The organism is Micromonospora foliorum, from assembly GCF_022229015.1.
Lineage (GTDB): Bacteria > Actinomycetota > Actinomycetes > Mycobacteriales > Micromonosporaceae > Micromonospora > Micromonospora foliorum.
Genome location: NZ_JAKKFF010000446.1, coordinates 1 through 23,862, shown reverse-complemented (window position 1 = coordinate 23,862; position 23,862 = coordinate 1). Strand labels below are relative to the sequence as shown.

Sequence of the window (23,862 nt, the reverse complement as noted above, 5' to 3'; positions counted from 1 at the left end):
GCCACGGGCGGCAGTGCCCTGATGACGACGGGCACCGTCGGTACTGACATCGATTGACGGATGACCCAGCGGGGACCGCGCTGTCGTGGCCCTGTCAGGATGGTACGCATGACGATTGAGGTGACGCGTCATTCAGTCGCGGAGCAGCGAATAATGCCGGCACTTGAGGACATGTCGGGGCGGGCCTTCAGCCGATGGCACGACATGCGCTACGGCGACATGCCGCTGCGGCGCGGGCTGCGGGAACTCGGCGAGGAGCTGACCGACCACCTCGCCGCGCGCACCCTGCCGGACCCGGCTCTACGTGCGCCCGAGTCGCGCACCGCCCTGATCACAGCTGCCGAGTGCGCGATGGGCGTGCTCAGCCTCGCCTGCTTCCCTGACGGTGACTTTTCGGTGCCCCTCCCGCTCGCGACAAGGACACTTGACAGCGAGGAGCTGCACTATGAGGAGGCGTGGGAGCCGGCCCTACCCGGGACCTCGGCGCGGACGTGGACCGACGCGTTCGCGTGGTCCGTCCTCAGCGGACTGCTGTGGGAGCCGGACCGCGCTTTCGGCCCCCTGTTGCGCGACGACTACGCTCCCGCCATCCGTGACGGCGTTCCGTACTCGAAGCGCGAGTCGGTGTCCGCCGCGGCTGACCTCGCCGAGATGGATGCTCTGTGCGGATACCTGCCCCTTGTCCAGGGGGGCTATCCCGACGCACGTTCCGAGCCGGCGCCGCTGCAGAAGCCAACGACCTTCGAGCGCACGCGTGCGGCCGAGCAGCTCGACGCAGCGGGGACGTTGACACCGGACCAGCGGTTGTTGCGCGTCCTGCTCGACGACGACCAGCCCGCGTTCGAGCAGGCCCTTCAGCAACGCCTCGTGACGCACCGCGAGAGCGTCGGCGCCGACCCGGCCGCACGGAGCCTGCTACCGGTCGGGGCCGTCACGCTGACCGCCCTCGCCCATCTCGCGCACGGCTGGCAATTGGGCATCCGGTCCGCCTATCTGCCCGAAGCACTAGTGGCTGCCCCGCAGCCGTAGGTGGCGCCGCTCGGCACCGACCACGGGCGACGTCCCACACCCGCATTGCCCAACGATGCACAGGGATGACGAATACTGGTCGCCGACCCCGGTGTTGGGCAGGGTTTTCGGGGGGCGAACGGGGGTCCCATACAGAACCCGCCAGGTCTAATCTCCTTCCGCTGGCGCGCAGCGCCCGCCGCACGGCATGCAGACTGACATAACCTGTGGCAGCCCTTTCTCGGCCAGTACAACCGTCACCGGGACCTCACCCGACGGTGGCCTCTCGATGCTGTTTCGCAGCGACCGGTGCAGACGGCACCGGACGACATCGGGGGTGTGACGATGCTCCGCTGATGTCTCGACTGCCCAAGCTGCATCTCGTCACCTTCCTTGCGGACGAAGAGGAGATGCCCGCCGATGAGGCTCACCGTCACGCGCCGGCCCCCACGCCCATCGGCGGCAGCCGGGCCTCGTCCTCGGTGAGGATGGCCTGGCGCAGGTCCCGCAGCCGCCGGCTCGGCTCCAGGCCGAGTTCACGGCGCAGCGACGAGCGCAGCCGGTCGAAGGAGGCCAGCGCGTCGGCACCCCGCCCGCTGCCGTAGAGCGCGACCATGAGGGCCGCCTGCAGCCGGTCACGGCCGGGATGAGTCCGGGCCAGCGCGGTGAGTTCCGGTACGGCCCGTGCGTGCCGGCCCAGGCTCAGCTCGACCTCCAGCCGTTCCTCGATCACCTGCAGCCGCGACTCCTCCAGGCTCATGGCCTCCGGCTCCAGCATGCCATCGGCTAGACCGGCGATGGCGGGTCCGCGCCACAGGTCCTCGGCCCGCAGGAAGGACCCGACGGCCTCCGCCGCGCGACCCGCGGCCAGCGCTCGCCGAGCCCGGTGGGCCTCATCGTCGAACCGGGTCCGATCCAGCGCGCCGGGCTCCACCGTCAGCAGGTAACCGCCCGGCCGGCGTACCAGCGAGCGCTCGGGCAGGCCGCCGGCGATGAGCTGGCGGCGCAGGGCCGCGGCGCAGTTGCGGATCTGACTCGCCGCGGTGGCCGGCGGCCGCAGCGGCCACAGGCAGTCGACCAGTCTGTCGGCCGGGACCACCCGGCCGGCCCGCAGCAGCAGCACAGCCAGGATCCGCTGCTGCCGGCGTCCGCCGAGCGGCAGGGGCGTTCCTTCGACGGACGCTTCCAGCGGGCCGAGGATCCGGAACTCCATGCGATGACCTCCATGCCGACCGCACCCCGCGCACGGCCTGGTCATCAGGTTGCGCAGCACGGGTTGGCGTTTCCTTGGCAGCGCGTACGCCGTGGCAACCAAACGGAGCGTCCCCGGCTTCGCGGGGCTGAGAACACCCATCAGGAGGCACGGTGGAAATCACCAGACGGGCCCGCAGATGCCTGGCCGCCGCAGCGGTCGCGGGAGCGGAGGCGCCGCTGCTTGTCGCGTCGCCGCCGCTAGCGACAAGCGACTACTGCTCGGTGAGCGGGTTGTCGACCAGTTGCCGGAGGTACTACACCCGGGCGCCGGTCCCGCCCCGGGAGAGAAGGTCAGGTCGGCTGTCCGGCCGGGACACCGGCCGGACGGCCGTCGTGCCGCTCCAGCAGGGCCCGGACGATGTCCGCCTCGGGAGTGCCGAGCGAATCCAGGATGCTCAGTGCCTCCTGCCAGGCCCGCGAGGAGTCCTCCAGGTGACCCAGGGTGATCAGCGCGCGGGCGCGAACCAGGGGTGCCCCAATCGCCTCCGCGCGATGCGCCGCCTCGCCGGCGAGCCGGGCCGCCTGCACGGGGTCGCCGTGCCTCCGGGCGACCTCGCCCAACGCCGCCAGCGCGTCGATCTCGATCACCGCGGCTCCGGACTGTCGGGCCAACGTGACCGCCCGCTCCAGGGATGACCTGGCCAACAGCGGCGTCCGCTCCGCGACGGATGCGGCGAGGCCGACCAGGGCCTCGGCCTCCGTCGCCAGCGTGCGCGCCGACCTGGCCCACTCGGCGGCCCGGGTGTACCGGGCCGCCGCTCGGGCGGGGTCGCCGGTCAGCCGGAGCAGGCACCCCTCGGCGATGTCGATCGACGCCTTGCAGTGCCAGTCGTCGGTACGGTCGGCGAGACGCTGCGCGGCGGCGAGCGCCGACCTCGCCTCCGGCACGTCGCCGCGTAGCGTGTGGATCTGGCCGATCCCAGCCAACGCATTCGCCTCGATCGACGCCATGTCGACCTCGTGGGCCATCCGCACCGCCGCGTGAAGATCGCCCAGGGCGGCCGGGTACTCACCCCGGATGATTCGCACGAGGCCAAGGTTGGTGAGGATGACCGCCTCGTTGGGTCGTCCGCCGTCCTCCCGGTGGATGACGATGGCGGCGGTGAGTCGCTCGACCGCCAGCCGCAGTCGACCCGCCATAGCGTAGATCGTCCCGAGGTTGCTCGACATCACCGCGATGCCGTAACGGTGGCGGATCCGCTCGTTGAGCCGCAACGCGTGCTCGAAGCAGGCCGCCGCCTTCGCCAGTTGCCCGAGGTCGCCGAAGACCGCGCCGAGCGAGCCGGCCGCGGCGGCCTGGCCCTGCGCGTGCCCGGCGCTGCGGAACAGGTGACCCGCCCGTCGTTGGTGCGCGATCGCGACCAGTTGGTTGCCCGTGAGGTGGTACACGTTGCCCAGACTCATGTGCGCCGACGCCCGCAGGGCCGGGTAGGCGTCCCCACCCGACGCGTGCAGCGCCGCCTGCGCCACGAGCAGCCAGTTCAGTGAATTGCGGGTGACCCAGAAGTACGTTCGTAGCTGGTCGGCGAGCAGGGCGGCAGCGGCCCTCGACGTGCCGTCGGCGCCCGCCCTGATCAGTGCCACCATGTTCGACTCCTCGGCCTCGAGCCAGGCCAGTGCCGCGTCACGGTCCGGAAGGCCCGCGTCACCGGCCGCCAGGCCCGCCGGCAGCTCCAGGCGGACCCGCCCCGGCGCCAACAGGTCACCGGCAGCCTGCGCGCGGACCAGGTACCACGCGAACAGGCGGGCGAGGACGGTCTGCGCCTCCGGCCGGCCGGCCTGCCGCGCACTGTGCTGACCCGCGTAGCGCCCCAGCAGGTCATGCAGCGCGACGCGATCGTCGTCGAACTCCAGCAGGTGCGCCGAGAAGAGTCGGGCCAGCGTCCGACGGGCCGCGTCCACGGTTGTCTGCGCCAGGTGCGCGACCGCGTCGACCGACAGCCTGAGCCCCGGAACGGTGCCGAGGAGGCGGAACATCCGCTGGGCCTCGCCGGGAAGCCGGGTGTAGGAGAGGTCGAACGCCGTCTGCACGGCGACGCTGGGGTCGTCGTCGATCGCCAGGGCGGCGATGCTCCGCTGCCGCAACTGCCGCACGTAGGCCGACACCGCGAGGTCAGGCTCGTCGTGCAGCAGCGCCGCCGCGATCCGCAGGGCCAGCGGGAGCCGACCGCAGACCTGGGCGAGGTCCCGGATCGCGTCGCGTTCGGCGGCTCGCGGGTCGGCACCGAGCAGGACGGTGAGCAGCTCGATCGCGTCCGGTTCCGGGAGCAGTCCGATGGTCAGGCGGTGGGCGTCCTGCTGGGCCACGAGCCCGGTCAGGCGGTCGCGGCTGGTGACCACCACCAGGCTGTCCGCGGACCCGGGCAGCAACGGCCGCACCTGCTCGGCGTCGAGGGCGTTGTCCAGCACGATCAGCAGCCGGCGATCGGCGACGACAGTGCGGTAGAGGGCCGCTGCCTCCTCAGGATCCGCCGGAATGTGGGCCGCCAGCACGCCCAGACCCCGCAGCAGCGCGCCGAGCGCCTCCGCCGAGCGCATGGGCCGGCCGGCAGAGTAACCACGCAGGTTGAGGAAGAGCTGCCCGTCCGGGAAGTGGTCCCGGACGCTGTGCGCCCACCGGATGGCGGTCGCCGTCTTTCCGACACCTGCCGTGCCGACGACTGCGGAGAGGATCAGGACCTGCGCCCCTGCGGCGTTGGCGAGCAGGCGGTCGAGCTGACGCGACTCGGCGCCGCGGCCGACGAAGTGCCCCGGCGGCCGCGGTAGCTGCGCCGGCCCGCCGGGAGACGTCAGCGCGGCGTCCGAGGGTGCGGTGGCGCGTGACAGCGTCCGGTAGGTCTCCTGGATCTGCTTACCGGGAGCGACACCGAGGTCGGTGGCGAGCCTCTCGGTGAGGGCGGCGTAGGCCGCGATGGCTTCGGTGCGACGACCGGTCCCGCTCAGGGCCAGCATCAGCAGCTCGACCGGGCGCTCGCGTGTCGGCGCCTCACTGATCAGCTCGTGCAGCGGCGCCAACATCTCTCGGTGCTGGCCGGCGTCGAGGCGCGCGTCGAGCAGCATTTCCCGCGCGGTCAGTCGTGCCTCGTCGAGATCCGGAAAGAGCCGGCCCCGCTGGGCGTCGTCGAAGACGTCGGCCAGGGCGGCGCCCCGCCACAGACCGAGCGCGGTGCTGAGCATCGCGATGCGCTGATCGGCGTCGGTGACGCCCCTGCTCTGGGCCACCAGGGCGGTGAACCGGTGCACGTCGACACGCTCTGCCCGGATCTCCAGTGCGTAGCTGTTGGGTCGGGCGAGCAAGGCGGGCTCCATCGACCGGCCCAGCTCCAGCGTGGACCGCAGGTGCGAGATCATGGCCTGCAGGCCCGCTCGTGCCTGGGCCGGAGGCCGGTCTTCCCAGAGCAGGTCGATGAGTCGCTCCGCGGAGTGGAACTGGCCCGGTCGCATCGAGAGGATGGCGAGCAGCCGTCGCTCCTGACGGCGTCGGACGGGCACGACCCGTCCGTCGATGACAGCCTCGACGGGGCCAAGCAGGCGCAGCTCCACAGCCGCAGGCTAACAAGGCAAACTGATTTCGATGGAGGGCCATACGTCTATGCGGGGCGTACCCGGCGGGCAGTTTCCCCGGTGCTCGGCATGTCCGCCACGACGGGGGATGATGACCCGATGCCGCAGTTCCCCCGGGTCGACACCCAGCTGGCCGGATGACGGATCTCAGGGCCCCCGCGCCGCCGGGGGCCCTGACGTCCGCCTGCTGTTCAGAAGACCCAGGGGGTGCAGGTCCAGGCGCCGCCATTCAAGCTGAAGCAGGCCTGGTGCTCGTCCGAGGAGTCGAAATCCTCGAGCATGTTGGTCCACACCCCGCCGTTGGTGGAGAGAAACTGCTTGCTGAGGCTGCCCGTGTACCACCAGCCGTAAGACGACCACACCCGGCGCTCGATGCGCACGGTGAAGGTCGCACCCGCGTACCGGATGTACTGGTCGTTCTGCAGGCGTGCCCAGGCCGCCCTGCAGCCGGACGACTTCACGACGACGATGCCGAGTCCGCTGTCATAGCCGCCGCCGGTCCAGCCGTACCGGGTGCCGCTGCACTGGCCGTTGGGATTGACGTTGTAACAGCCGGTGCCCGAACACGCGGCCAGCGCCGGCGACGCCGGTACCGCCGCGGTGACCACACCGAGTCCCATGAACGCCATCAGGGCGACCAGCGCCCCCACCAGGCGATGCTTCCGAACCTTCCCTACTGTCATGCCGTCCTCCTCAGTCGTGCTGCATGTCGTGGGGTGATCCTTCGGCGTCCCTGCACTGCGGCCGCATCGTCAGCTCATCCGCACCGTGTCATGCTGCGGCGTTTGCTCTCCTCGCGCGCGACCGTCAGGAGCCGCTCGAAGCGGGCGACGTCCACGTACTCGGCGGCGATCTCGAGCGTGTGGCCGCCCGTGCTCCGGTCGAGGTGGGCGCGGAAGAGCGTCCGCCGGAGCCGGGACACGTTCCGAACCTGGTCGACCGCCGTGGTGGGCGGGTTGCCCGACCAGAGCGCGTCGGTCACGTCGGTGGTCGCGACCGTCCGGCGGTAGCTGACGAGCAGCATCGCGGTGATCCGCTGGGTGCGCCGGCCCGTGACCTCGATCGGGCCGGCGCCTGTGGTGATGCGGAGTGTCGAAGCATGTGCGCGTTTCGTGATGCCCCTCGGGCGTGCCGTGACGCCGGCGCGGTACGCCCACGATGACATCGTGATGCGCCGACGATGAGCGCGGCTCCGACACTGCATCGACCCCAAGCCATCCTGGAGGAACCGCAGTGTCAGCATCACCGCACCGCCCCGCGCCGCCGCGCGGGCTCAGCCCCGGAACCGCCCGTCGCGGCGCCACCGTCGCGCTCGCCACCGCCTCGATCGTCGCCAGCGGTCTCGTGGCGCTCCCCGCGCCGGCCGCCGCGGCGCCGGACCCGCCCCCGAAGTATGCGGCGTCCACGACGATACCGCCCGGTCAGCGGGACTCCGCCCTCAAGCAGGGCTGGCGGACGTCGCAGGACCGGGCCTGGACCCTCTCCGGCGACATGACCGGCCTGCACGTGCTCGTGGCATCGGCGGCCTCTGGCTACAGCTGGACGACCGCAGCCACGCTGAGCGAGCCGGGGCTGGAGACCGACCAGTGGATCGGCAACGGCTGCCTCACCGAGTCGGGCCGGCGGCTGGTCGTCACGTACGCGCCGCGCGCCTACACCAACAAACCCGACCTGTTCGACCGCGGCGCCTTCGTGGCGGTCGTGGACATCAAGGACCAGTCCGTCCGGAAGGTGGCCGCGCACGCGTCCCTCGCATACTTCAGCCCCGGCTGCGGTACCGGTGAGAACGTCGTGCTGAGCACGTTCACCGGCGGCGACACCGGCTCGGGCAGGACCCGCCTGACGCAGCTCGACGCCGCGACCGGCACCGTGGCCGCGCCGATTCAGGTGGCGGGCCAGCTCACCTCGGCGCTACCGGTCAAGAACGAGATCATCGCCGCCGACAACGGCGCGCTGGTCAGGGTCGACGGCAAGGGGCGCCGGTCGGCAGTGGCGAGGACCACCGGGGTACCGTTCCGGCTGGCGGCCAACGGCGACGCCGTCGTGTACATGGATGCCGACAGCAAGGCCGGCCGGGTCAAGCGGACCGTCGTGAAGTCCGGCGCGACAGCCACCCTGGCCGAGGGCGGCACGACCGACATGAACGTGGTCAAGGGCGCGGGCGGTCGGGTCGGCATCACCGGTACCCCCGGCAAGGTGCACAAGCTGCCCACGGGTGTCGCAAAGCTCGACGCGACCGTGCAGGCGGAGATGTCCAGCGAGGGTGACCTGCTGCTGGACGACATCCGGTGGACGACCGACCCGCGGGCGGCGCAGGCCGCGGACGGCCGCCGCGAACGGTCGCTCACCATGAAGGCCAAGGTGCCGGCGACCGGTCGCAGCGTGGACTTCGCGGTCGCGCCAACCACGCCGGCGTCGGGCGACGCCGGCGCTCGGGCGAACCCGAAGACGCCGGGGCGGGCCCGGTCGGCACCGGGCGCCACGACGCTGGCGACACCGCTGCACGACCCGGTCGACACGGCCGCCTGGTGCGCGATCCCCCGCAACGACGTGCGGGTACAGGTGTACCAGCCCCGCGCCCGGGAGATCGAGTGGGTCGTCGACATGGCGGTGCAGGACGCGCTGGTCCTCAACCGGGGCAACAACTTCAACCAGTCCGGCCTGCCCGGCTACAACGTCGCAGACTGGTTCCCGATGCGGCCGCTCAACGGCGGTGGCCACGTGCCCGCGCAGATCATGCTCGGCATCCTCGCCCAGGAGTCGAACCTGTGGCAGGCCTCGCCGCACGTCCTGCCCGGCGAGTTCGGCAACCCGCTCGTCGGTAACTACTACGGGCTGGACATCTACGACGCCGACACGAGCGACGACTGGACGATCCGCTGGGACAAATCCGACTGCGGCTACGGCGTCGGGCAGGTCACCGACGGCATGCGCAAGCCCGGGTTCCAGAAGCCGAACGAGGTCCCGCTGCCGTACAACCAGCAGCTGGCCATCACCGTGGACTTCGCCGCGAACATCTCCCAGTCGCTGCGGATCCTGCAGGACAAGTGGAACCAGGTCCACGCGTACAACATGAAGGTCAACGGCGGCGACCCGCAGTACATCGAGAGCTGGTTCTTCGCGGTGTGGGCCTACAACACCGGGTTCTACGCGCCGGAGGGCAGCACGGACGGGCCGTGGGGCGTCGGCTGGGCGAACAACCCGGCCAACCCGCGGTACCCGGCGAATCGCAAGGCGTTCCTGGAGTTCACCTACGACGACGCGCGGCACCCGAGCCACTGGCCGTACCCGGAGAAGATCATGGGTTGGGCCGGACACCCGCTCAACGCGATCGAGAAGCCGGACACCTACACCGACGGCTACCGGTACGCGTGGTGGAGCACGAACGACGGGCGCGCGCGGGTAAAGCCGCACCTCCAGACGTTCTGCGACCAGTCCAACGACTGCTTCTACGGCAACAACCTCCCGCCGACGGCGCCCGATGTGATCGACGAGCCGGCCGGCCCGTGCCACCACGTGAACGGCATTGGCGAACGGGACCTCAAGTGCTGGTACAACCGATCCGCGGACTGGAAACCGGGCTGTCTGGACTGTGGTAACGCCGCCATCAGGTACGACCCCGGCTGGGCGTATCCGGCCGCCGGGGTGAGCTATTACCCGAAGTGCGGCACCGACCTGCCGGCGAACGCGCTCGTGGTGGACGACGTGATCAACGAGGTCGTCAGCCCACGCCGTGACGAGGCCGGTTGGCTCTGCACCCGACGGACGAACAGCGGCACGTTCACGCACGGGTTCGCCGGCGAGACGCAGAACGGCACGCTCCAGTACCCCGGCAAGATCGACCTGCACCAGGTCGGCGGCGGGTACGGCGCGCACTACTGGTTCACGCACACCCGCCAGCCGGGCAGCAACCTCTACGTCAGTGGGACGTGGACGCTGGACCGGACGGTGAACGGCTGGATGCGGGTCATGGTCCACATCCCCGATCACCTCGGCACCACCCAGCAGGCGGCGTACAAGATCACGACGAAGAACGGCGTGGTCAAGACCCGCATGGTCCAGCAGCGCGGGTACGCGAACCGCTGGGTGGCGCTCGGCGTGTTCGAGTTCAACAACGTCCCGAAGGTGGAGCTGACCAACATGGTGTCGGACCTGACACCGGAGGAGTTGGCGCAACTGCGGGACGACGTGCCGACCAGCGGGCAGGGCGACCTCGCCCTGGGCCGGCCGCAGGAGAACGTGGCCTTCGACGCGGCGGCGTTCATCCCGCTGCCGGGCAAGCCGCAGCACCAGGTGGTGGCGCTCGGCGACTCGTTCTCGTCGGGCGAGGGCGCCTCGCCGGTGAACGGCTCGGACTACTACCGCGAGACGGACAACAACCGCGACAACGCCTTCCGCAACGGCTGCCACCGCTCGAAGAACGCGTGGTCGCGTAAGGCGGTGCTGCCCGGGTCGTCCACGCCGATCGGGTCGCGGGCGGACATCACGAGCCAGCAGCACGACGTCAACATGGACTACCACCTGATCGCCTGCTCGGGCGCGGAGACGGAGAACATCCTGCCACTGCGTACCGTCAGCAACGAGCCCCGCAACGCCGACAACGAACGGGGCAAGGGCCAGTACCTGGAGGTGTCCCAGCTCGACAAGGGCTACCTGGACGAGAACACCACGCTCGTCACGGTCTCGATCGGCGGCAACGACGCGAAGTTCGGCCCGGTGGTCAAGGAGTGCGTCATCATGGCCGGCCCGCTGGACTGCTTCAAGGCGAACCTGTCGGGCGAGACGGACACCGTGGACGTTTCGACCAGGCGCCGCATCACCGACACGATTCCCCGGTCGAACACGAAGGTGCTGGAGGAGATCCACAAGAAGGCGCCGAACGCCAAGATCATGCTCATGGGGTACCCGAAGCTCGTCGAGATCGGCGGCGACCCGCTCTGCGCCATCAAGCTCGTCCTCAGCGACGAGGAGCGGGTGTGGCTGTCCGAAATGAGCGTGCTGCTGCGTGACGAGCAGTTGGACGTCGTCCGCGAATTCAACACCGCGCGCGGCGGGACGATCGCGTACTACTCCGACCCGATGGACGAGTTCGCGGGCAAGTCGGTCTGCGGCTCGCCGGCGGGCATCCACGGGGTCGTGACGGACAAGTCGCCGGGTGACACCCCGGACGGCCCGACGTCGCAGCAGTCCTTCCACCCCAACAGCCCGACCGGTGTCAGCCTCTTCGCTCAATCGATGAATTTCACCGTCACGCAGATGTACCCGTGACGAACGCGTCACGATCCGGGAGCCCGGGCGGCCGACTGCCGCTCGGGCTCCTGGCCACGCTCGTGCTCGTCACCGCCAGTACCGGTACGTTTTCGGGGGCGCAGTTGGCGCACCTGTCGTCGTAGGCTCCCGGCCGGGTGCCGGCCCACTTCTACACCGATGAACCGCCTGTCGTTCTGCGGCGGCCCTTTCTTCCGCGCCAGCCGCCGGGCGTTCTGCGCGGCCGGAGTCGGAGCGCCAGCGGAGCGACGGACGCGCGCCCAGGCGGCGGCGCGTGCGGCCCGTTCAGGGCCGCCTTGAAGACGTACAGAAAGTTCTCACCACTTCGCCGGCAGCCGGTGTCGGGTCTCAGGACCTGGGTGACAGATCAGTCTCGGGACGTGGGTGACAATTGCGGCTAGACCGCCGCCTACTGGCAGCCGTGGGACAGGGTGGAGACGGCCAGGAGGGTGCGCGGGTCAAACCGGGTCGTCCAGGGCTGGCCTGCCTCGGTGCGGACTTCGATCTCGTGATCGCTGAGGAAACGAGCGGTACCGAAGGTGCCCTCGGGGCCAAGTCCATCGAATGGCGTGGCGAAGCATGCGACGTCCTGGTTGGCCTCCCGGCTCCTCAGCCCCGCCCGCGACCGAATACGTAAGACATCAAAGCCCATCATAAATTCGGGGTAGTGCAGCAGGACCACCTCGAACGAACCGCCTGAGGAAAGGGCTACAACTTCGGTATCCCGGTCCGGCTCCACGCCGTAGAGCGACGGCCCCAAAAACTCGGCGCCACTACAGGCCGCCATCAACGCCAAGACGGTTGCGACCACAGCCACCGCCCGCGCGAGTGCTGGGCGCAGAACAAGCCACGCCGCGACGCCGAGCAACACCGATGCGGCGAATAGCACAGCCGCCACGACTGACGAGCTGCCGAACGGCATGAGGTGTACGTAGTGCCACGGATTGCGCCAGGCAACGAGCACGGCTGGCACCGCAACGACGACCAGGCCGGTGAGCACGATTGCCATCACCCGCCGACGGACGATGTTCATCGGTCGTTGCTCGATCAATCGCTCGATCACTCGCTCATCGTGATTGATCGCTCAGGCCCCAGCTACCCCCAAGCCGTGTCACCCAGGTCCTGATACGACCAAACGTGCTGCTCCGTTGGTCAGCACGGCGACTCGCCGGACGCTGTCGAGTGGCACTTCTCCGGTGATCGCGTGTCGCGCGGCAAACGGGTCCGCCGCTGCCACCGAGTAGGGTCGTGCCGCTCGGATACCGCCTGCACCGCCGCAGCGAGACGTGTCGCAGATCAGTGAGCTGACGGCCGCTGGCTGCTTGCCGGGAGGCCGCTTGCCGCAGACACGTCGCGACGATGCCACTGCCCGCGGCCATGGTTGTCAAACCCATGAGGTCGAGCGTCGGCATCCCTTGGGAGAGGGCGTAGAAAATGAGCGGAACGCCGATGCCCCACATCACTGCACCCAGAAGAATTGCGTTTACTGCCCGGATCAACGACGTCAGCTGCAGGCGGTCATGAGAGCACGTCGCCTCCCACCTCCGCGTCGGCGGTACTGCGACCCCGATTCGCCGTCAACGACACAACCTCCGAGCTGCCTCCGCTGGTGGCCCGGGGCTTCTTCGTGTCGTGCCGTCGGCAGGGCTGCACCCGTTCGGAGTCCTGTGGCTACCGGCCGCCGAAGGGGAGCCGGCGACGGATCGCGTCCGAGTGGCGTCGTCGCGTGCGCATTCTTTCCGCCGGAACGATTCGGCTCGTTCAACTCGCGCGGCGCACGACGCGGGATAAGGGCCGGCATGCGAGCAGCTACGTCCGCCGTGCCCGCGCAATCGCGCAGACGGCCGACGCGCCCCCGATTGATCGTGCTGAGGTCGTCCGCCCATCACCAAGGGTAGGCGGGGGCGGACGACCCGAGCCGCAGACAGGGCGTGTGACCAGGGTTGCGACTAGTCGACAGGCATGGCCGCGTCTTGGCGGCAGGTTCGGCAGTAGGAGCTTGAGTTCAGCACGTAGGGGAACGGGCCGCTACCCGGGCTAGGGTTACCGATCTGCTCTCTTTCGCAACTGCCCTAGTTGTCCCCTGAGGCTGCCGGACGATGACGGCGTCAGGCGGTGAAGGAGACCGGCAATGAATCGAGGCTTCGGACCGTTGCCGTCGTCCGTCGCACCGGTGTGCCAGCTAGCCGCAGCCGAGGGGCTTCGGTCAAGCATAGAATCAGCTCGCGAACCGCCACTCTGCCGAAGGCTGCTCCGAGACAGCCATGAACGCCCCAGCCAAACGACAGATGCCGGTTAGGCGATCGGTCCAGCACCAGCTCATCCGGACGCGTGAACTCGGTCTCGTCGCGGTTCGCGGAGGCCATCAGGGTCAGCACGATCTGGCCACGCTCGATCGTCGTGCCATGGATGACCGTTCGCTCGGTAGCGACGCGACTAGTTCCCTGGGCCGGCCCCTCGAAGCGGATCAGCTCGTCAGTAGCGGAATCGAGGAGTTTGCGGTCTGCCCCGCGCAGGGCATCGAGCGTTTCAGGTCGTTCGATCAGTGTCATAGCAATGTTGCTGACCGTCGCAAACAGGGTCCCGTAGCTCGCGTTGAACATCACACCTGCGGTGTTGTGCACGTAGTGCGGCGGAACCTGGAGCTGGCCGGCGGTTTCCCGGATGGTGGCGAACACTCCAGGCCGTCGTTCGGCGGCGTACCACTGGTCGACCAACGAGTTGAGCTGAGTGCGGGCATCGTTCCCGACCGCTGCTCGTTCGGGGCGCAGCCCGATATCCATCCGGCGGGCAATGGAGTCGGACAACTTGACGTACCAGTGCAGGTCGGGGCGCTGCACTCCAAACAAGTGCGAGGTGATCGTGAGGGCGACCGGAGCGGCGACCTCCTTGATCCAATCGAAGCGTTCACGCTGCGCGAGGTCGGCGAAGATCCCCGTGATCTGCTCCCGAGCCTGGGCGCCAGCGGTGTCAAGGTCTTGAGAACGCAGGGCGTTCATTAGGACGCTCTTCAGTGGGCCTTGGTCCGGTGGATCAATCGTCTGGATGTTCTGCAGGAACTCCGGCAGCTCCGCCCCTACCCGCCGGCGGTCTCGCGCGAACATGTCGTTGTCGCGCAGCACGTCGCGGCAGTCTTGATACCGGCTGAGCACCCATGACTTCATTCCCTCGTGCCAGAAGATGGGCGCTGTTCTACGGAACCGAGCGTACTGAGGGTACGGATTTGCGAGCATTTCTGGAGACAGAGGGTCGTATTCCACGGCTGTAGTCAAATTGCCACCCCTTTGATGGGTTCCCCGTGCGCAATGTGCGCGACATAACGACGCGTCCGAGCCTGGTCAATTGACAGCTTGTCCTAGGCCCGACTCCGTGATCGGTACTGACTTGACGCTACGACCGGCTGGACATCGTTGTCAACGACGTGGGCTGCAGGCGAAGAAAATTTACCCGTGAACTGCCTGCAGCTCCTTGTGTAATGGTCGCCCACCTGCGGAAACCCCTCTTGCTTGGCCAGGGGGTTGCCCCAGGCAACCGTCCGGGTTACTGTGCGACATGCGTCAGGCTGGTTGGCGGGGCCAGGGATTCACGATTAACAGGGGTGATCTCTTTCAGCCGTCGGCCGACTTTGCTATGCATGACGTGGTCACACCCAAGGCACTCTCATCAAAGTGCCTCTTGACGCTAGTCGCGGAACGATGCAAATCTGCAGTCGTCACGTGATCAAGCGATCACCTAGGCCGACATGACACCACGGGGGTAGTGCGTGATGGTTGATCATTCTATAGAAGCCCGCGTTGCCTGCGCGCGCCTGCCATAGGCCGCACGCACTCAGTGGCGAAACACGCCGCGCTCTAGATCGATGTCTACTTCCGTGCCCAGTTGTCGGTAGACAGAGTCGTGCTAGTCGGCAGCAACTACGGTTCGCCCATTTTTTCAAACTAGTGTTTGAAGTAAATGGGCATCCCGAGACTCCTCGCTTTTTCGTCGTCACCATGGCGTAGCGCGTGAGCCGGCTATCAGCGTGTCGACAGCAGCCACGATGCTGAGCAATCGGGCAGCAGCTCCGTCGGTTCTCAAACGGCCACAGGCCGCGTTGAACAATATCGCGCCTTACGGACGCCCATGCCACCGGAGACGCCTCAGGGCGCCCGGGGATAAATTTCCCTCACAAAGGAGGTGTAATCATGAGCTACGACCACTGAGCCTGAGGCCTGTCGGGCTCGGCGACCACGCCGGGCCCGACAGAGGTTCACTGACCCGTCGAGGTCCACTACCCCAGACCCTCGGACTTCCTGTTCCTCATGAAGGATAAAGAGTTGCAGCAGCATGGAATGGACGCGCCCGCGGAGGCGGATATTGGTAATGCCGAAACCACACTGTGGACCTCCGGCTTTAGATGGTATCTCACCGGCACGTCCGTGTCCCTCCTCGGCACCGCGATGGCCCCGGTAGCCTTGGCATTCTCCGTGCTCGAGCATTCGAGCAGCGTGTATGACCTCGGCTGGGTATTAGCCGCACGGAGCATTCCGCTAGTGGCATTCCTCCTCGTCGGCGGTGCTGTGGCCGACAGATTCCCACGCAGCACGGTCCTTAAGCTGTCGAACCTCGGAGCTGCGTCCACTCAAGGCGTCGTCGCTTTCCTGCTGCTGTCGGGCAGATACAGCCTCATGCTCATCATCGCTCTTGAATTTCTCAACGGCTCCCTGACCGCGTTCACTCAGCCCGCCATGCGGGGGATCATTCCCCAACTGGTCGCCAAGGCACAGATGCGACGGGCGAATTCCCTGGTCGCCTCGTCCAAGAACGCAATAACGATCTTAGGTCCTACTGCGGCGGGAATCACGGTCGCCACGGTCGGCGGCGGTTGGGCGATTGCGCTCGACTCGGCCAGTTACCTACTGGCCGCGTTCTTCATCTCCCGCATCCGCCTAAGCGAAGAGATCACCCGCAGTTCCCGGAGCGTCCTGTCGGACGTACGCGAAGGGTGGAGCGAGTTCCGCAGTATCCCCTGGGTCTGGTCCGTCGTTGCCTCCCTGGCGGTTACCAATCTCCTCAAGACCGGGATCTGGGTTGTTCTTGGCCCGGCTATCGCTATCACCACCATCGGGGCTGCCTCGTGGGGTGGGGTCCTCAGCGCGCGTGCAGTAGGCCTGCTGGTCATGGGACTTGTGATGTACCGATTGACGGTGAGACGTTTACTCGGCACCGGCCAACTGTTCTTCGCGCTGGGGTGCCTCCCCCTCATCGCGCTCGGGGTCGGTGCCAACGCGTTATTGCTCTTCATCGCGGCGTTCATGGCTGGAATCGGCTCGGGCATGTTTGGTCCCGCATGGGAAACTTCGCTACAAGAGCACGTTCCGAACAACGCCCTGTCCAGGGTCGCTTCCTACGACGACTTGTTTTCCTACGTCACAGTTCCTATTGGGATGATGTGCGCTGCCCCTGCCGGCGCCATATTCGGCAATGAGCGCGTCGCCCTGGTCGGTGGCATCCTGTTTCTCGCGGCGGCGCTTCTTCCGCTGCTTTCCCGCTCCGTTTACAACCTTCGGCACGGCTAGCGCACCAGTCGTGCTGGCGCTGCGACGACGACGATGAGGGGCACGCATTGAATCGGGTTCTGCTCCTAGATGTGTCCGGCCCTGACCGTGAGGACCTACTCAAGGCGGCCATCGCCATGGGGCATGAGGTATACGCGGCTACACCGCGCGGTCAAACGTCTGCGACAACGCCGAGGGGGGTCACTGGCACCGTCGTCGTGGACTTTTCCTCCTACGACGCGGCAGTCTCAGACATCGTCGCGTTTGCGCGTTCCCGGAGGGTAGAGGCGATCGCGACCGTGAACGAGTTCCTCACCCCGGTGGCAGCACTCGCCTGTGCGACTTTGGGTCTTGCCGGAAATGACGCCACGCTCGCCATGGCAGCTCGAAACAAGATCACAATGGTCGAGCGGCTGCGTGAAGCCGGAGTTTCTGTGCCATCGACGATTGCGGTGACCGACGAAGAAGAGGTTCATGATCACCTCCGTCGCCAGACCTTCTCATTTCCGCTTGTCGTGAAGCCTGCCGAGAACGCCGGCTCAACGGGGGTCAGCGTGGTGGAACGGCTGGACGAGCTGACCGCGGCGTTCCAACGTGTACGTCTGCAACGTGGACCGTATGGGATCCACCTCGACCCCCGTGTGGTGGTGCAGGAATACATCGACGGGGAGGAGTTCAGCGTCGAATCGCTGACGCAGGATGGCCAGACCGAGCACGTGTGCATCACCAAGAAGCAGACGACCTTTGGCGCCTACCGTGTCGAAACGGGTCACACTCTCCCGTCGAACCTTGATCCGATCGCCACGCGGCTGGTTCTGCAGCAGGTGACGATGGCAGCAGCAGCAACGGGTATACGCAATAGCTGGTCACATTGCGAGGTGAAGCGGAAGCCGGATGGTGCATGGGTGGTGCTGGAGATCGCTCCACGGATCGGCGGTGGCCGAATCACGTTGCTGACCAGCCTCGCCCTTGGAATCGACATGGCCGGAGCGGCCTTGGCGGTCGCCCTCGGGCAACCGGTTGAACTTGCCCCAACTCGGCGTGCCGTCGCGGCCATCAGGCGTCCCCTAGCGCCGCGCGGCGGCCGGCTCGTCGCCGTGCAGGGCATGCCCTGCACCGGAGACAACGTGCCCTTCTCCGAGGTGACCACCGAAATCGGCGCATCGGTGGCCAGTCCGGACAGCAACAGCGCCCGCGTCGCCTACTTCATCGTCACCGCCGAGGACGAGACGTCAGCCGACCAACGAGCCGACGAGTTGCTGAAGGGCGTCTCGGTCATCGTCGAACCCCAAGGCAGCTGAGGGATGAACATCATGCAAGCCGAGCGCGCGGCAGATCTATCCGGATGGGGCGAGCTCGCTATCGACAAGACCTTCTATCTGAACCCTCGCTGGTTGGCTTATGTTGACTCGGATGCCCGCGGGCGAGGCACTTACTGGGGTGCGTATGCGGACGGCTCCCTGGTTGCGGGCGTTTCATCGCATAATCCGCTGTCCCTGATGAGCAAGGCGTACAACTTCAGCGCACTGTTTGACGTCGACACATCCCACTACTCAGCACCCGCGATCCTCGGCGGTCGGCAGGGCTACCTGTCGGGCTTTATCCGGAACCAGCGTTTCCCAGCCCATGTCGTAGAATCTGCGTTGGCCAAGCTGCTTCGCGCCATAGAGGCAGCGAACCCGGAATGTGGTTGCTGGTGGCCATTCCTTTTGTTCGAGGATGCTGAATCAGTGCTCAGCGCGAGTCTACTTGACGGGGGCATTCCCCAGCCCCACACGCGGCTCGCTCGGGCAGACTGTGTCATTGACCTAGCAGGCTCGAGCGTTGAGGATCACGTGGAAGCCCTACCGACGGCCAACAGACGGTCCCACTACCGCCGTGAAGCTGCGCGATTCGACAGGAGCCCTTTACGAATCAAGGAGTTGCGCCTCTCTGAGAGCTGGCGAGACCTGGCACCGTTGCTGGCCAACGTCCAGCGAAAGTACGGCGACCACAGCCCGACCGAAGTCTATGCTGCCTCTCTCGCTCGCCAAGCAGCCATGCTGGACGAGGACGCCGTCGTGTTCGGCTGCTTCTTGGCCGATCGGCTAGTCGGCTTCTCCCTGTTCTACAAGACTGCGGGAGAACTGAGCTTCCGCGGCGTCGGCTTCGACTACGACGCCCTGCCCGGTGTCGGCGAGTACGCGAGGCTAGCCGTACATGCCCCACTTGACTTCTGTTATCAGCGCGGGATACCACGGTTGAACCTCGGAGTGAGCTCCTACGAGGCGAAGGTCCGGCGGGGGGCCCGGATAAGACCCCTCTGGTCTCTACTGCCACCGCGGGCCGAACATATCCCTCAAGCAGCAGACCTGGCGGATGCGCGACTGGGATCGATGGCCACGAGCGAGGCGGTCCGCATCGAACAGACTGTCCGAGACCAGTGGCGACGCTTGTCGATGTCTACTGTAGATGCTTAACCCGACCGCAACGCGTCCGTTACCCCATGATGAGCGACGAAGACGTCTTCGGCTTCTCCACGGCAACCCCGGCCCGACTACGAACTTTCTTGCGGCCGCTGCCGCAACAACGCCGACCGCTGAGCGGACGGGTGGGCGGTTACCCGGGGGACATCATCAGGATGACCTGCCCGATCGGAATATCAGGTAGAGCCCGAGGTCGTCACTCCGGCACGATGCCCGGATGATGTTGCTGGTCCCTGCGAACCCCCTACAGCCACGCCGGCCCGCCGACCACTTCGCGCCCGAAGCCCACGCGGCCCGTGCCGCCGGGATCGACGTCGCGGTGATCGACCACGACGCGCTGACCCGCGACGACCCGCACCGCGCGATCGCGGCCGTGCCCGCCAGCGGTTCCGCGGTTTACCACGGGTGGATGCTCCGCAGCGACCAGTAAGCAGCTTTCGACGACGCCGTCGCCGCTCGTGGCGTAACCCTCCGCACCAGCGGCGATGATTACCGCCGCGCGCACGAACTTCCCGGCTGGTACCACCAACTCGCCCCGGTCACCCCAACCTCCGCCTGGACCACCAGCAAGGAACGGGCCGCATTCGCCCAGGCCCGCATCCGGCTCGGTACCGGCGCCGCCGTGCTGCGCGACTACACGAAGTCGATGAAATACCACTGGCACGACGCCACCTTCATCCCCGACCTCACCGACCCGACCACCGCCTGCCTGGTTTAGTGCGGCCAGCAGATGCGCCTGGGCCCCGGTCGGCCCACTGTCCCGTGGGTCCGGAACCCGGGCGAGGGCCTGCAGCAACCCTGGCGTGTCCTGTTCCGACAGCGGCAACTTTCGCCGCTGCACCGATCGCGACTCCTGCGTGACAAGGCGCCTTTGACAAACAGCGTTAAGGCCCGGCTACCGGAAGGACATTGATCGAGGTCTTGACTCTATGCGCCGCCCTGCTCATGATTTACTGCGGCGGTTCAACAGTGAGGGTCAATGTGATGACGCAGGTAGAGCCACCGGCAGGAGGCCCCACATCAGCCGTCGCTCTCAGCGAGCTTGGAAAAAATGGCCGACTCGCGCGTGCCAGTTCAGGCACGAGGGATTGGCTGACACGTGGGGCCCATCGGCGGGAACTGAGCATCGCGGGCCTCGGTTCAGTGCTCCTCGCTGTCGCGATGATCTGGCTGATTCCGCCGTACGCGGTTCGCGTGGTGACTGCCGGCGCCAAGACTGTGCCGATCGCCGACCCGGCCCACACCATCGTCGGTGACGTGGGTGACCCGACGGCCCAAGCATGGCTGGTGGGATGGGGTGGCCACGCTCTCACCCACGGTCTGCGTGGCCTGTGGGATACCAACGCTTTCTATCCCGACACGTACGGCCTAGCCCTGAACGACAGCCTGCTCGGCTATGCCCCGGCAGGGCTGATAGGCAACGGTGTAGTCGGCGCCGTGCTGCGCTACAACATCCTGTTCGTGCTGGCTTTCGCGCTCGCCTTCCTCGGCGGCTACGCGCTCCTGCGCCAGCTTGGCGCGAATAAGGTCGCCGCCGCGGTAGCCGGGGCCGCCCTCGCCTACGCGCCCTGGCGCTACGGCCACGACGGCCATTTGAATATTCTCTCCACCGGTGGTATCACTCTGGCCCTGGCGATGCTGGCGCGCGGCCACGGACTCTCGTTCACCCGCGGCTACCTTGCCGAACGAGTCCGGCCGGGCTGGGCGTTCGCTGGCTGGCTGGTTGCGGCCTGGCAGGTCAGCCTAGGCTTCGGCGTGGGGCTGGGATTCGTGTACGTCCTCGCCGCCCTCTGCCTGATCACACTGGCAGCCTGGCTGATCCACCGCCCACGCCTTAGCCTCCGGCTGATCGTCGGTGATCTGATCGGCGGGCTGGTCTTCACCGCGGTGACCGGATACTTCGCGTACGCGTACAAACACGTGCGCGAGCTCAACCCAGATGTCACCCGGGACTGGGACTACGTCGCGTTCTTCTCCCCGACACTGCGCGGGCTTCTCGTGGCGCCGCAGTCCTCGCTGCCCTGGGGCACCCTGCACAGCGACGCCCGCACCGCTCTTGGTGACGTACCGACTGAGAAAGTGCTGCTATGCGGGTATGCACTGTATCTACTGGCCTTCGCCGGCCTGTTCCTATCGCGCTGGTCACCGGTGCAACGGCTTCTGCTGCTGTTTGGGGCGGTCGTCGGAGTGTTGTTCGCGCTGGGCACGAACGGGCCGATCTACCGCCTGCTCTATCTTTACGTGCCCGGGTTCGATGGATCCCGTACACCAGGCCGGTTGATCTTGTGGCCCACTCTCTGCCTGGCCATCCTCGCGGCTGGCCTGGTTACCCACCTGGCCGAGGTGGCTCGCAGGGGCGCCAAGCCGAAATGGTCGGTGGGAGCGGCACGTCTGCTGACCGTTCCGTTGCTGGTCCTCGTGCTAGCTGAGGGCCTGCCTGACCTGGACCACCCCCAAACCCCAGCCGAACCGGCCGCGATGGCGCTAGCCTCCGCGCACGCTCCCATAATGGTATTGCCATCCAACGACGGTATCGACCTCCACGTCCTGCTTTGGTCGACCGACGGTTTTCCCACCATGGTCAACGGTGCGGCCAGCTACACCACACCCAACCGTCAGTCGATCCGCGACGTTATGGCGACCTTCCCCAGCGAGCCGGCCTTGGATCGGTTGCACCAGCTCGGCATCCGCAGCGTCGTCCTGCTGCGCGACCGGGTACAAGGTACCCCGTACGAACCACTGCTTGACATCCCCGACGTACCCGGCATCACCCGCCATGACGTCGGGCCAGACGTGGTTTACACCATCGACACCAACACCAAGAACCCCTAACGAAACGATGTTGGGCGTGTCCTCGGGACACGGGGCGTCCCACCCGTCGCGATCCCGCCTACCGCAAACATGGGGGTTCATGTCGGTGGGTCGACGTCGACCAGGAATCCATGATCGCCGTCCGCGCAGAACTGCAACTGATACGCAGATGATTGCTGCGGCAGTGGTTGTGCCGTGGGAATTCAGATCGTGTCCGATGACCGTCACGATCCAAAGGTTCAAGTGCCCAAGATCAGGGGCGACACCCGACCAAGGCCGGGGCGGGCCTACGCGATCGCATGCGGGCAGCGCATCGACTCGTCGGGTGTGGCCTGACCATGGGTGCGCTGGAGGTGCGCCTCGCCCCAGACCCGGACGCCTTCCACGACAGGCAGAACCGTAGTGCCATAGGAGGTGAGCCTGTAGATGACCGGCGCCGGGATGGGTCCGGTCACGACGCGCTCGACGAGCCCGTCAGCCTGGAGTTCGCGCAGCTGCTCGGCCAGCACTTTGGGCGTGATCGGCGCGCCCAGACGGCGGAGGCCGGCGAAGTGGCACTCGCCATGGGCTAGCCAATACACAAGGGTCAGCTTCCACTTTCCACCGACCGCGGCGAACGCCGCGGCCATCGGGCAGCCGGGTAGAGGATTGGGGCGCGACGGCGAGGGGTTACGTGCAGGTGCCTTCTTGCTCATGGGAGTGCTCCACTCAGATAGTCGAATCATGAACCTTCACACCAAAATCGCCGTGCCATACAAGCGAATCCTCGTCACGTGCCTCCCGCTCCTCATGCTGGCGATGGCGGCGTCGGGCGGCGCGGCGACAGCCTCCTTCAGGGCTCCGGCGGCTGTCGAGGATGGCCAACGTGACTTCGACTGGGAGATCGGTGCCTGGCATACCAAGGTGCGGGTGCTCGCCGATCCGCTCTCGGAATCCGAGGATGAATGGCTCCAGTTCGAGGGTACGAGCGTCGTGCGTCCGCTGCTGGACCGGCGTGCGAATGTCGTCGAACTCAAGGTCTCGGGGCCGAACGGACGGATCGAAGGCCTCAATCTGCGGCTCTATGAGCCCCAGGCGATGCGCTGGAGCCTGACCTTTGTCAACATCCGAGATGGACTGCTCACCCCGTCCGTGTACGGCGGGTTCCACGACGGTGTGGGCGAGTTCTACGGCGACGACCAGCTCAGGGGACGTGCCATCACGGTGCGCTTCCTCATCTTCCGGCAGGGCCCGGACAAGGCGAGGTTCGAACAGGCCTACTCAGACGACGGTGGGCAGACGTGGGAGACGAACTGGATCGCCGTGGACAATCGAATTGATAACGGCGGCTGAGACCTGACCCCTTGGCGGACAAGTCACGATGCACCTACGAAGTGCCTCTCACGCGGGGAACCTGCACGACTGGGCACAGGGCAGTTTCCTTAGGTGTAGGGCCGGGATCCGGCGCGCCGAGCAGGTACAGGCCCTGCCGAAGCACCCGGGCGGTCAGGTCGCAGAGCACCAGTCGGCTGTCCCGGACCGGCCCGTCGGCCCGCAGCACGGGGCAGCGTTCGTAGAACGCACCGAACGACGCGGCCAGCCGGTACAGGTAGCCGGCCAGGTGGTGGAAACTCCAGACTGTCCGCCACCTCCCCGACCACCGCACCGAAGCCGACCAGCTCGATCGCCAGCGCCAGCTCAGCCGGCTCGGCCAATGAGATCGCCGCTTCGGGCCGTGCTGCCACGCCGGCTCGCCGGAAGATCGACTGGATTCGGGAGTACGCGTACTGCAGGTAGGGCGCGGTGTTTCCGTCCAGGGACAGCATCCGTTTTCAGTCGAGCACGTAGCCCTTGTGCCGGTCGCTGGAGCCCGACCGCCCGTGAGATGGTTGTGAGAGATCGAAGCGGCACCGGCCACCGCCGCCCGTCATGTGGCGATGGCCGGGACAGACCAGGGGCGCAGGGACCTTCGAAGG

The 23,862-nt window shown here is 67.2% G+C and carries 16 protein-coding genes and 1 pseudogene; 9 read left to right on the top strand and 8 right to left on the bottom strand.

Features of this window, described 5'->3' with window-relative positions; translation table 11 throughout:
• Nucleotides 1-108 precede the first annotated feature (108 nt).
• On the top strand, nucleotides 109-1,029 hold the full coding sequence (locus PSH25_RS27080; protein WP_238661722.1) for an immunity 49 family protein: 921 nt from the start codon (nucleotides 109-111) through the stop codon (nucleotides 1,027-1,029).
• A 412-nt stretch (nucleotides 1,030-1,441) separates the two neighbouring features.
• Here PSH25_RS27080 and PSH25_RS27075 read toward each other — a convergent pair whose 3' ends face one another.
• The 4 genes from PSH25_RS27075 to PSH25_RS27060 form a co-directional block, all read right to left on the bottom strand.
• Entirely contained in the window at nucleotides 1,442-2,221 is a 780-nt protein-coding gene (locus tag PSH25_RS27075) for an AfsR/SARP family transcriptional regulator (protein WP_238661721.1), read from the bottom strand.
• Nucleotides 2,222-2,553: 332 nt separating this feature from the next.
• A complete protein-coding gene (locus tag PSH25_RS27070; protein ID WP_238661720.1) occupies nucleotides 2,554-5,805 on the bottom strand; it encodes an AfsR/SARP family transcriptional regulator in 3,252 nt (1,083 codons plus the stop codon).
• 212 nt (nucleotides 5,806-6,017) lie between these two features.
• Nucleotides 6,018-6,509, bottom strand: a complete 492-nt coding sequence (locus tag PSH25_RS27065) for a hypothetical protein (protein ID WP_238661719.1) — start codon at nucleotides 6,507-6,509, stop codon at nucleotides 6,018-6,020.
• 74 nt (nucleotides 6,510-6,583) lie between these two features.
• Nucleotides 6,584-6,850 carry an AfsR/SARP family transcriptional regulator gene (locus PSH25_RS27060; protein ID WP_238661718.1) on the bottom strand — a complete coding sequence of 89 codons (267 nt, stop codon included), beginning with the start codon at nucleotides 6,848-6,850 and terminating at the stop codon, nucleotides 6,584-6,586.
• 209 nt (nucleotides 6,851-7,059) lie between these two features.
• Here PSH25_RS27060 and PSH25_RS34055 point away from each other — a divergent pair, with 209 nt between their 5' ends.
• Nucleotides 7,060-11,094: a golvesin C-terminal-like domain-containing protein gene (locus PSH25_RS34055; RefSeq protein WP_238661717.1), complete on the top strand. Its 4,035-nt coding sequence runs from the start codon at nucleotides 7,060-7,062 to the stop codon at nucleotides 11,092-11,094.
• A gap of 409 nt (nucleotides 11,095-11,503) precedes the next feature.
• Here the strand turns inward: PSH25_RS34055 and PSH25_RS27050 are convergent, their stop codons facing one another.
• Nucleotides 11,504-12,157, bottom strand: a complete 654-nt coding sequence (locus tag PSH25_RS27050) for a hypothetical protein (protein ID WP_238661716.1) — start codon at nucleotides 12,155-12,157, stop codon at nucleotides 11,504-11,506.
• A gap of 1,045 nt (nucleotides 12,158-13,202) precedes the next feature.
• Nucleotides 13,203-14,258 (bottom strand): cytochrome P450, encoded by a 1,056-nt coding sequence (locus PSH25_RS27045; RefSeq protein ID WP_238661715.1) that lies wholly within the window; start codon nucleotides 14,256-14,258, stop codon nucleotides 13,203-13,205.
• A gap of 1,137 nt (nucleotides 14,259-15,395) precedes the next feature.
• On the opposite strand from PSH25_RS27045, the gene PSH25_RS27040 reads away from it, so the two are divergent.
• From PSH25_RS27040 to PSH25_RS27015, 6 genes are all read left to right on the top strand, one after another.
• Nucleotides 15,396-16,652, top strand: a complete 1,257-nt coding sequence (locus PSH25_RS27040; RefSeq protein ID WP_238661714.1) for an MFS transporter — start codon at nucleotides 15,396-15,398, stop codon at nucleotides 16,650-16,652.
• Between the two features lie 71 nt (nucleotides 16,653-16,723).
• Nucleotides 16,724-17,932 (top strand): ATP-grasp domain-containing protein, encoded by a 1,209-nt coding sequence (locus PSH25_RS27035; protein ID WP_308193739.1) that lies wholly within the window; start codon nucleotides 16,724-16,726, stop codon nucleotides 17,930-17,932.
• Nucleotides 17,933-17,935: 3 nt separating this feature from the next.
• Nucleotides 17,936-19,090 (top strand): GNAT family N-acetyltransferase, encoded by a 1,155-nt coding sequence (locus tag PSH25_RS27030; protein WP_238661713.1) that lies wholly within the window; start codon nucleotides 17,936-17,938, stop codon nucleotides 19,088-19,090.
• Between the two features lie 223 nt (nucleotides 19,091-19,313).
• A complete protein-coding gene (locus PSH25_RS27025) occupies nucleotides 19,314-19,526 on the top strand; it encodes a hypothetical protein (protein WP_238661712.1) in 213 nt (70 codons plus the stop codon).
• Nucleotides 19,527-19,718: 192 nt separating this feature from the next.
• Nucleotides 19,719-19,814, top strand: a complete 96-nt coding sequence (locus PSH25_RS27020; RefSeq protein ID WP_238661711.1) for an ATP-grasp domain-containing protein — start codon at nucleotides 19,719-19,721, stop codon at nucleotides 19,812-19,814.
• Nucleotides 19,815-20,257: 443 nt separating this feature from the next.
• The gene (locus PSH25_RS27015; protein ID WP_238661710.1) at nucleotides 20,258-21,928 is read left to right on the top strand and encodes a hypothetical protein; all 1,671 of its coding nucleotides are present in this window, start codon (nucleotides 20,258-20,260) and stop codon (nucleotides 21,926-21,928) included.
• A 266-nt stretch (nucleotides 21,929-22,194) separates the two neighbouring features.
• Here PSH25_RS27015 and PSH25_RS27010 read toward each other — a convergent pair whose 3' ends face one another.
• A complete protein-coding gene (locus tag PSH25_RS27010; RefSeq protein WP_238661709.1) occupies nucleotides 22,195-22,602 on the bottom strand; it encodes a winged helix-turn-helix transcriptional regulator in 408 nt (135 codons plus the stop codon).
• Nucleotides 22,603-22,630: 28 nt separating this feature from the next.
• On the opposite strand from PSH25_RS27010, the gene PSH25_RS27005 reads away from it, so the two are divergent.
• Nucleotides 22,631-23,239: a hypothetical protein gene (locus PSH25_RS27005; protein ID WP_238661708.1), complete on the top strand. Its 609-nt coding sequence runs from the start codon at nucleotides 22,631-22,633 to the stop codon at nucleotides 23,237-23,239.
• A 103-nt stretch (nucleotides 23,240-23,342) separates the two neighbouring features.
• Here the strand turns inward: PSH25_RS27005 and PSH25_RS27000 are convergent.
• Nucleotides 23,343-23,754: pseudogene (locus tag PSH25_RS27000) on the bottom strand (DALR anticodon-binding domain-containing protein); the annotation flags it as partial.
• Between the last annotated feature and the right edge of the window lie 108 nt (nucleotides 23,755-23,862).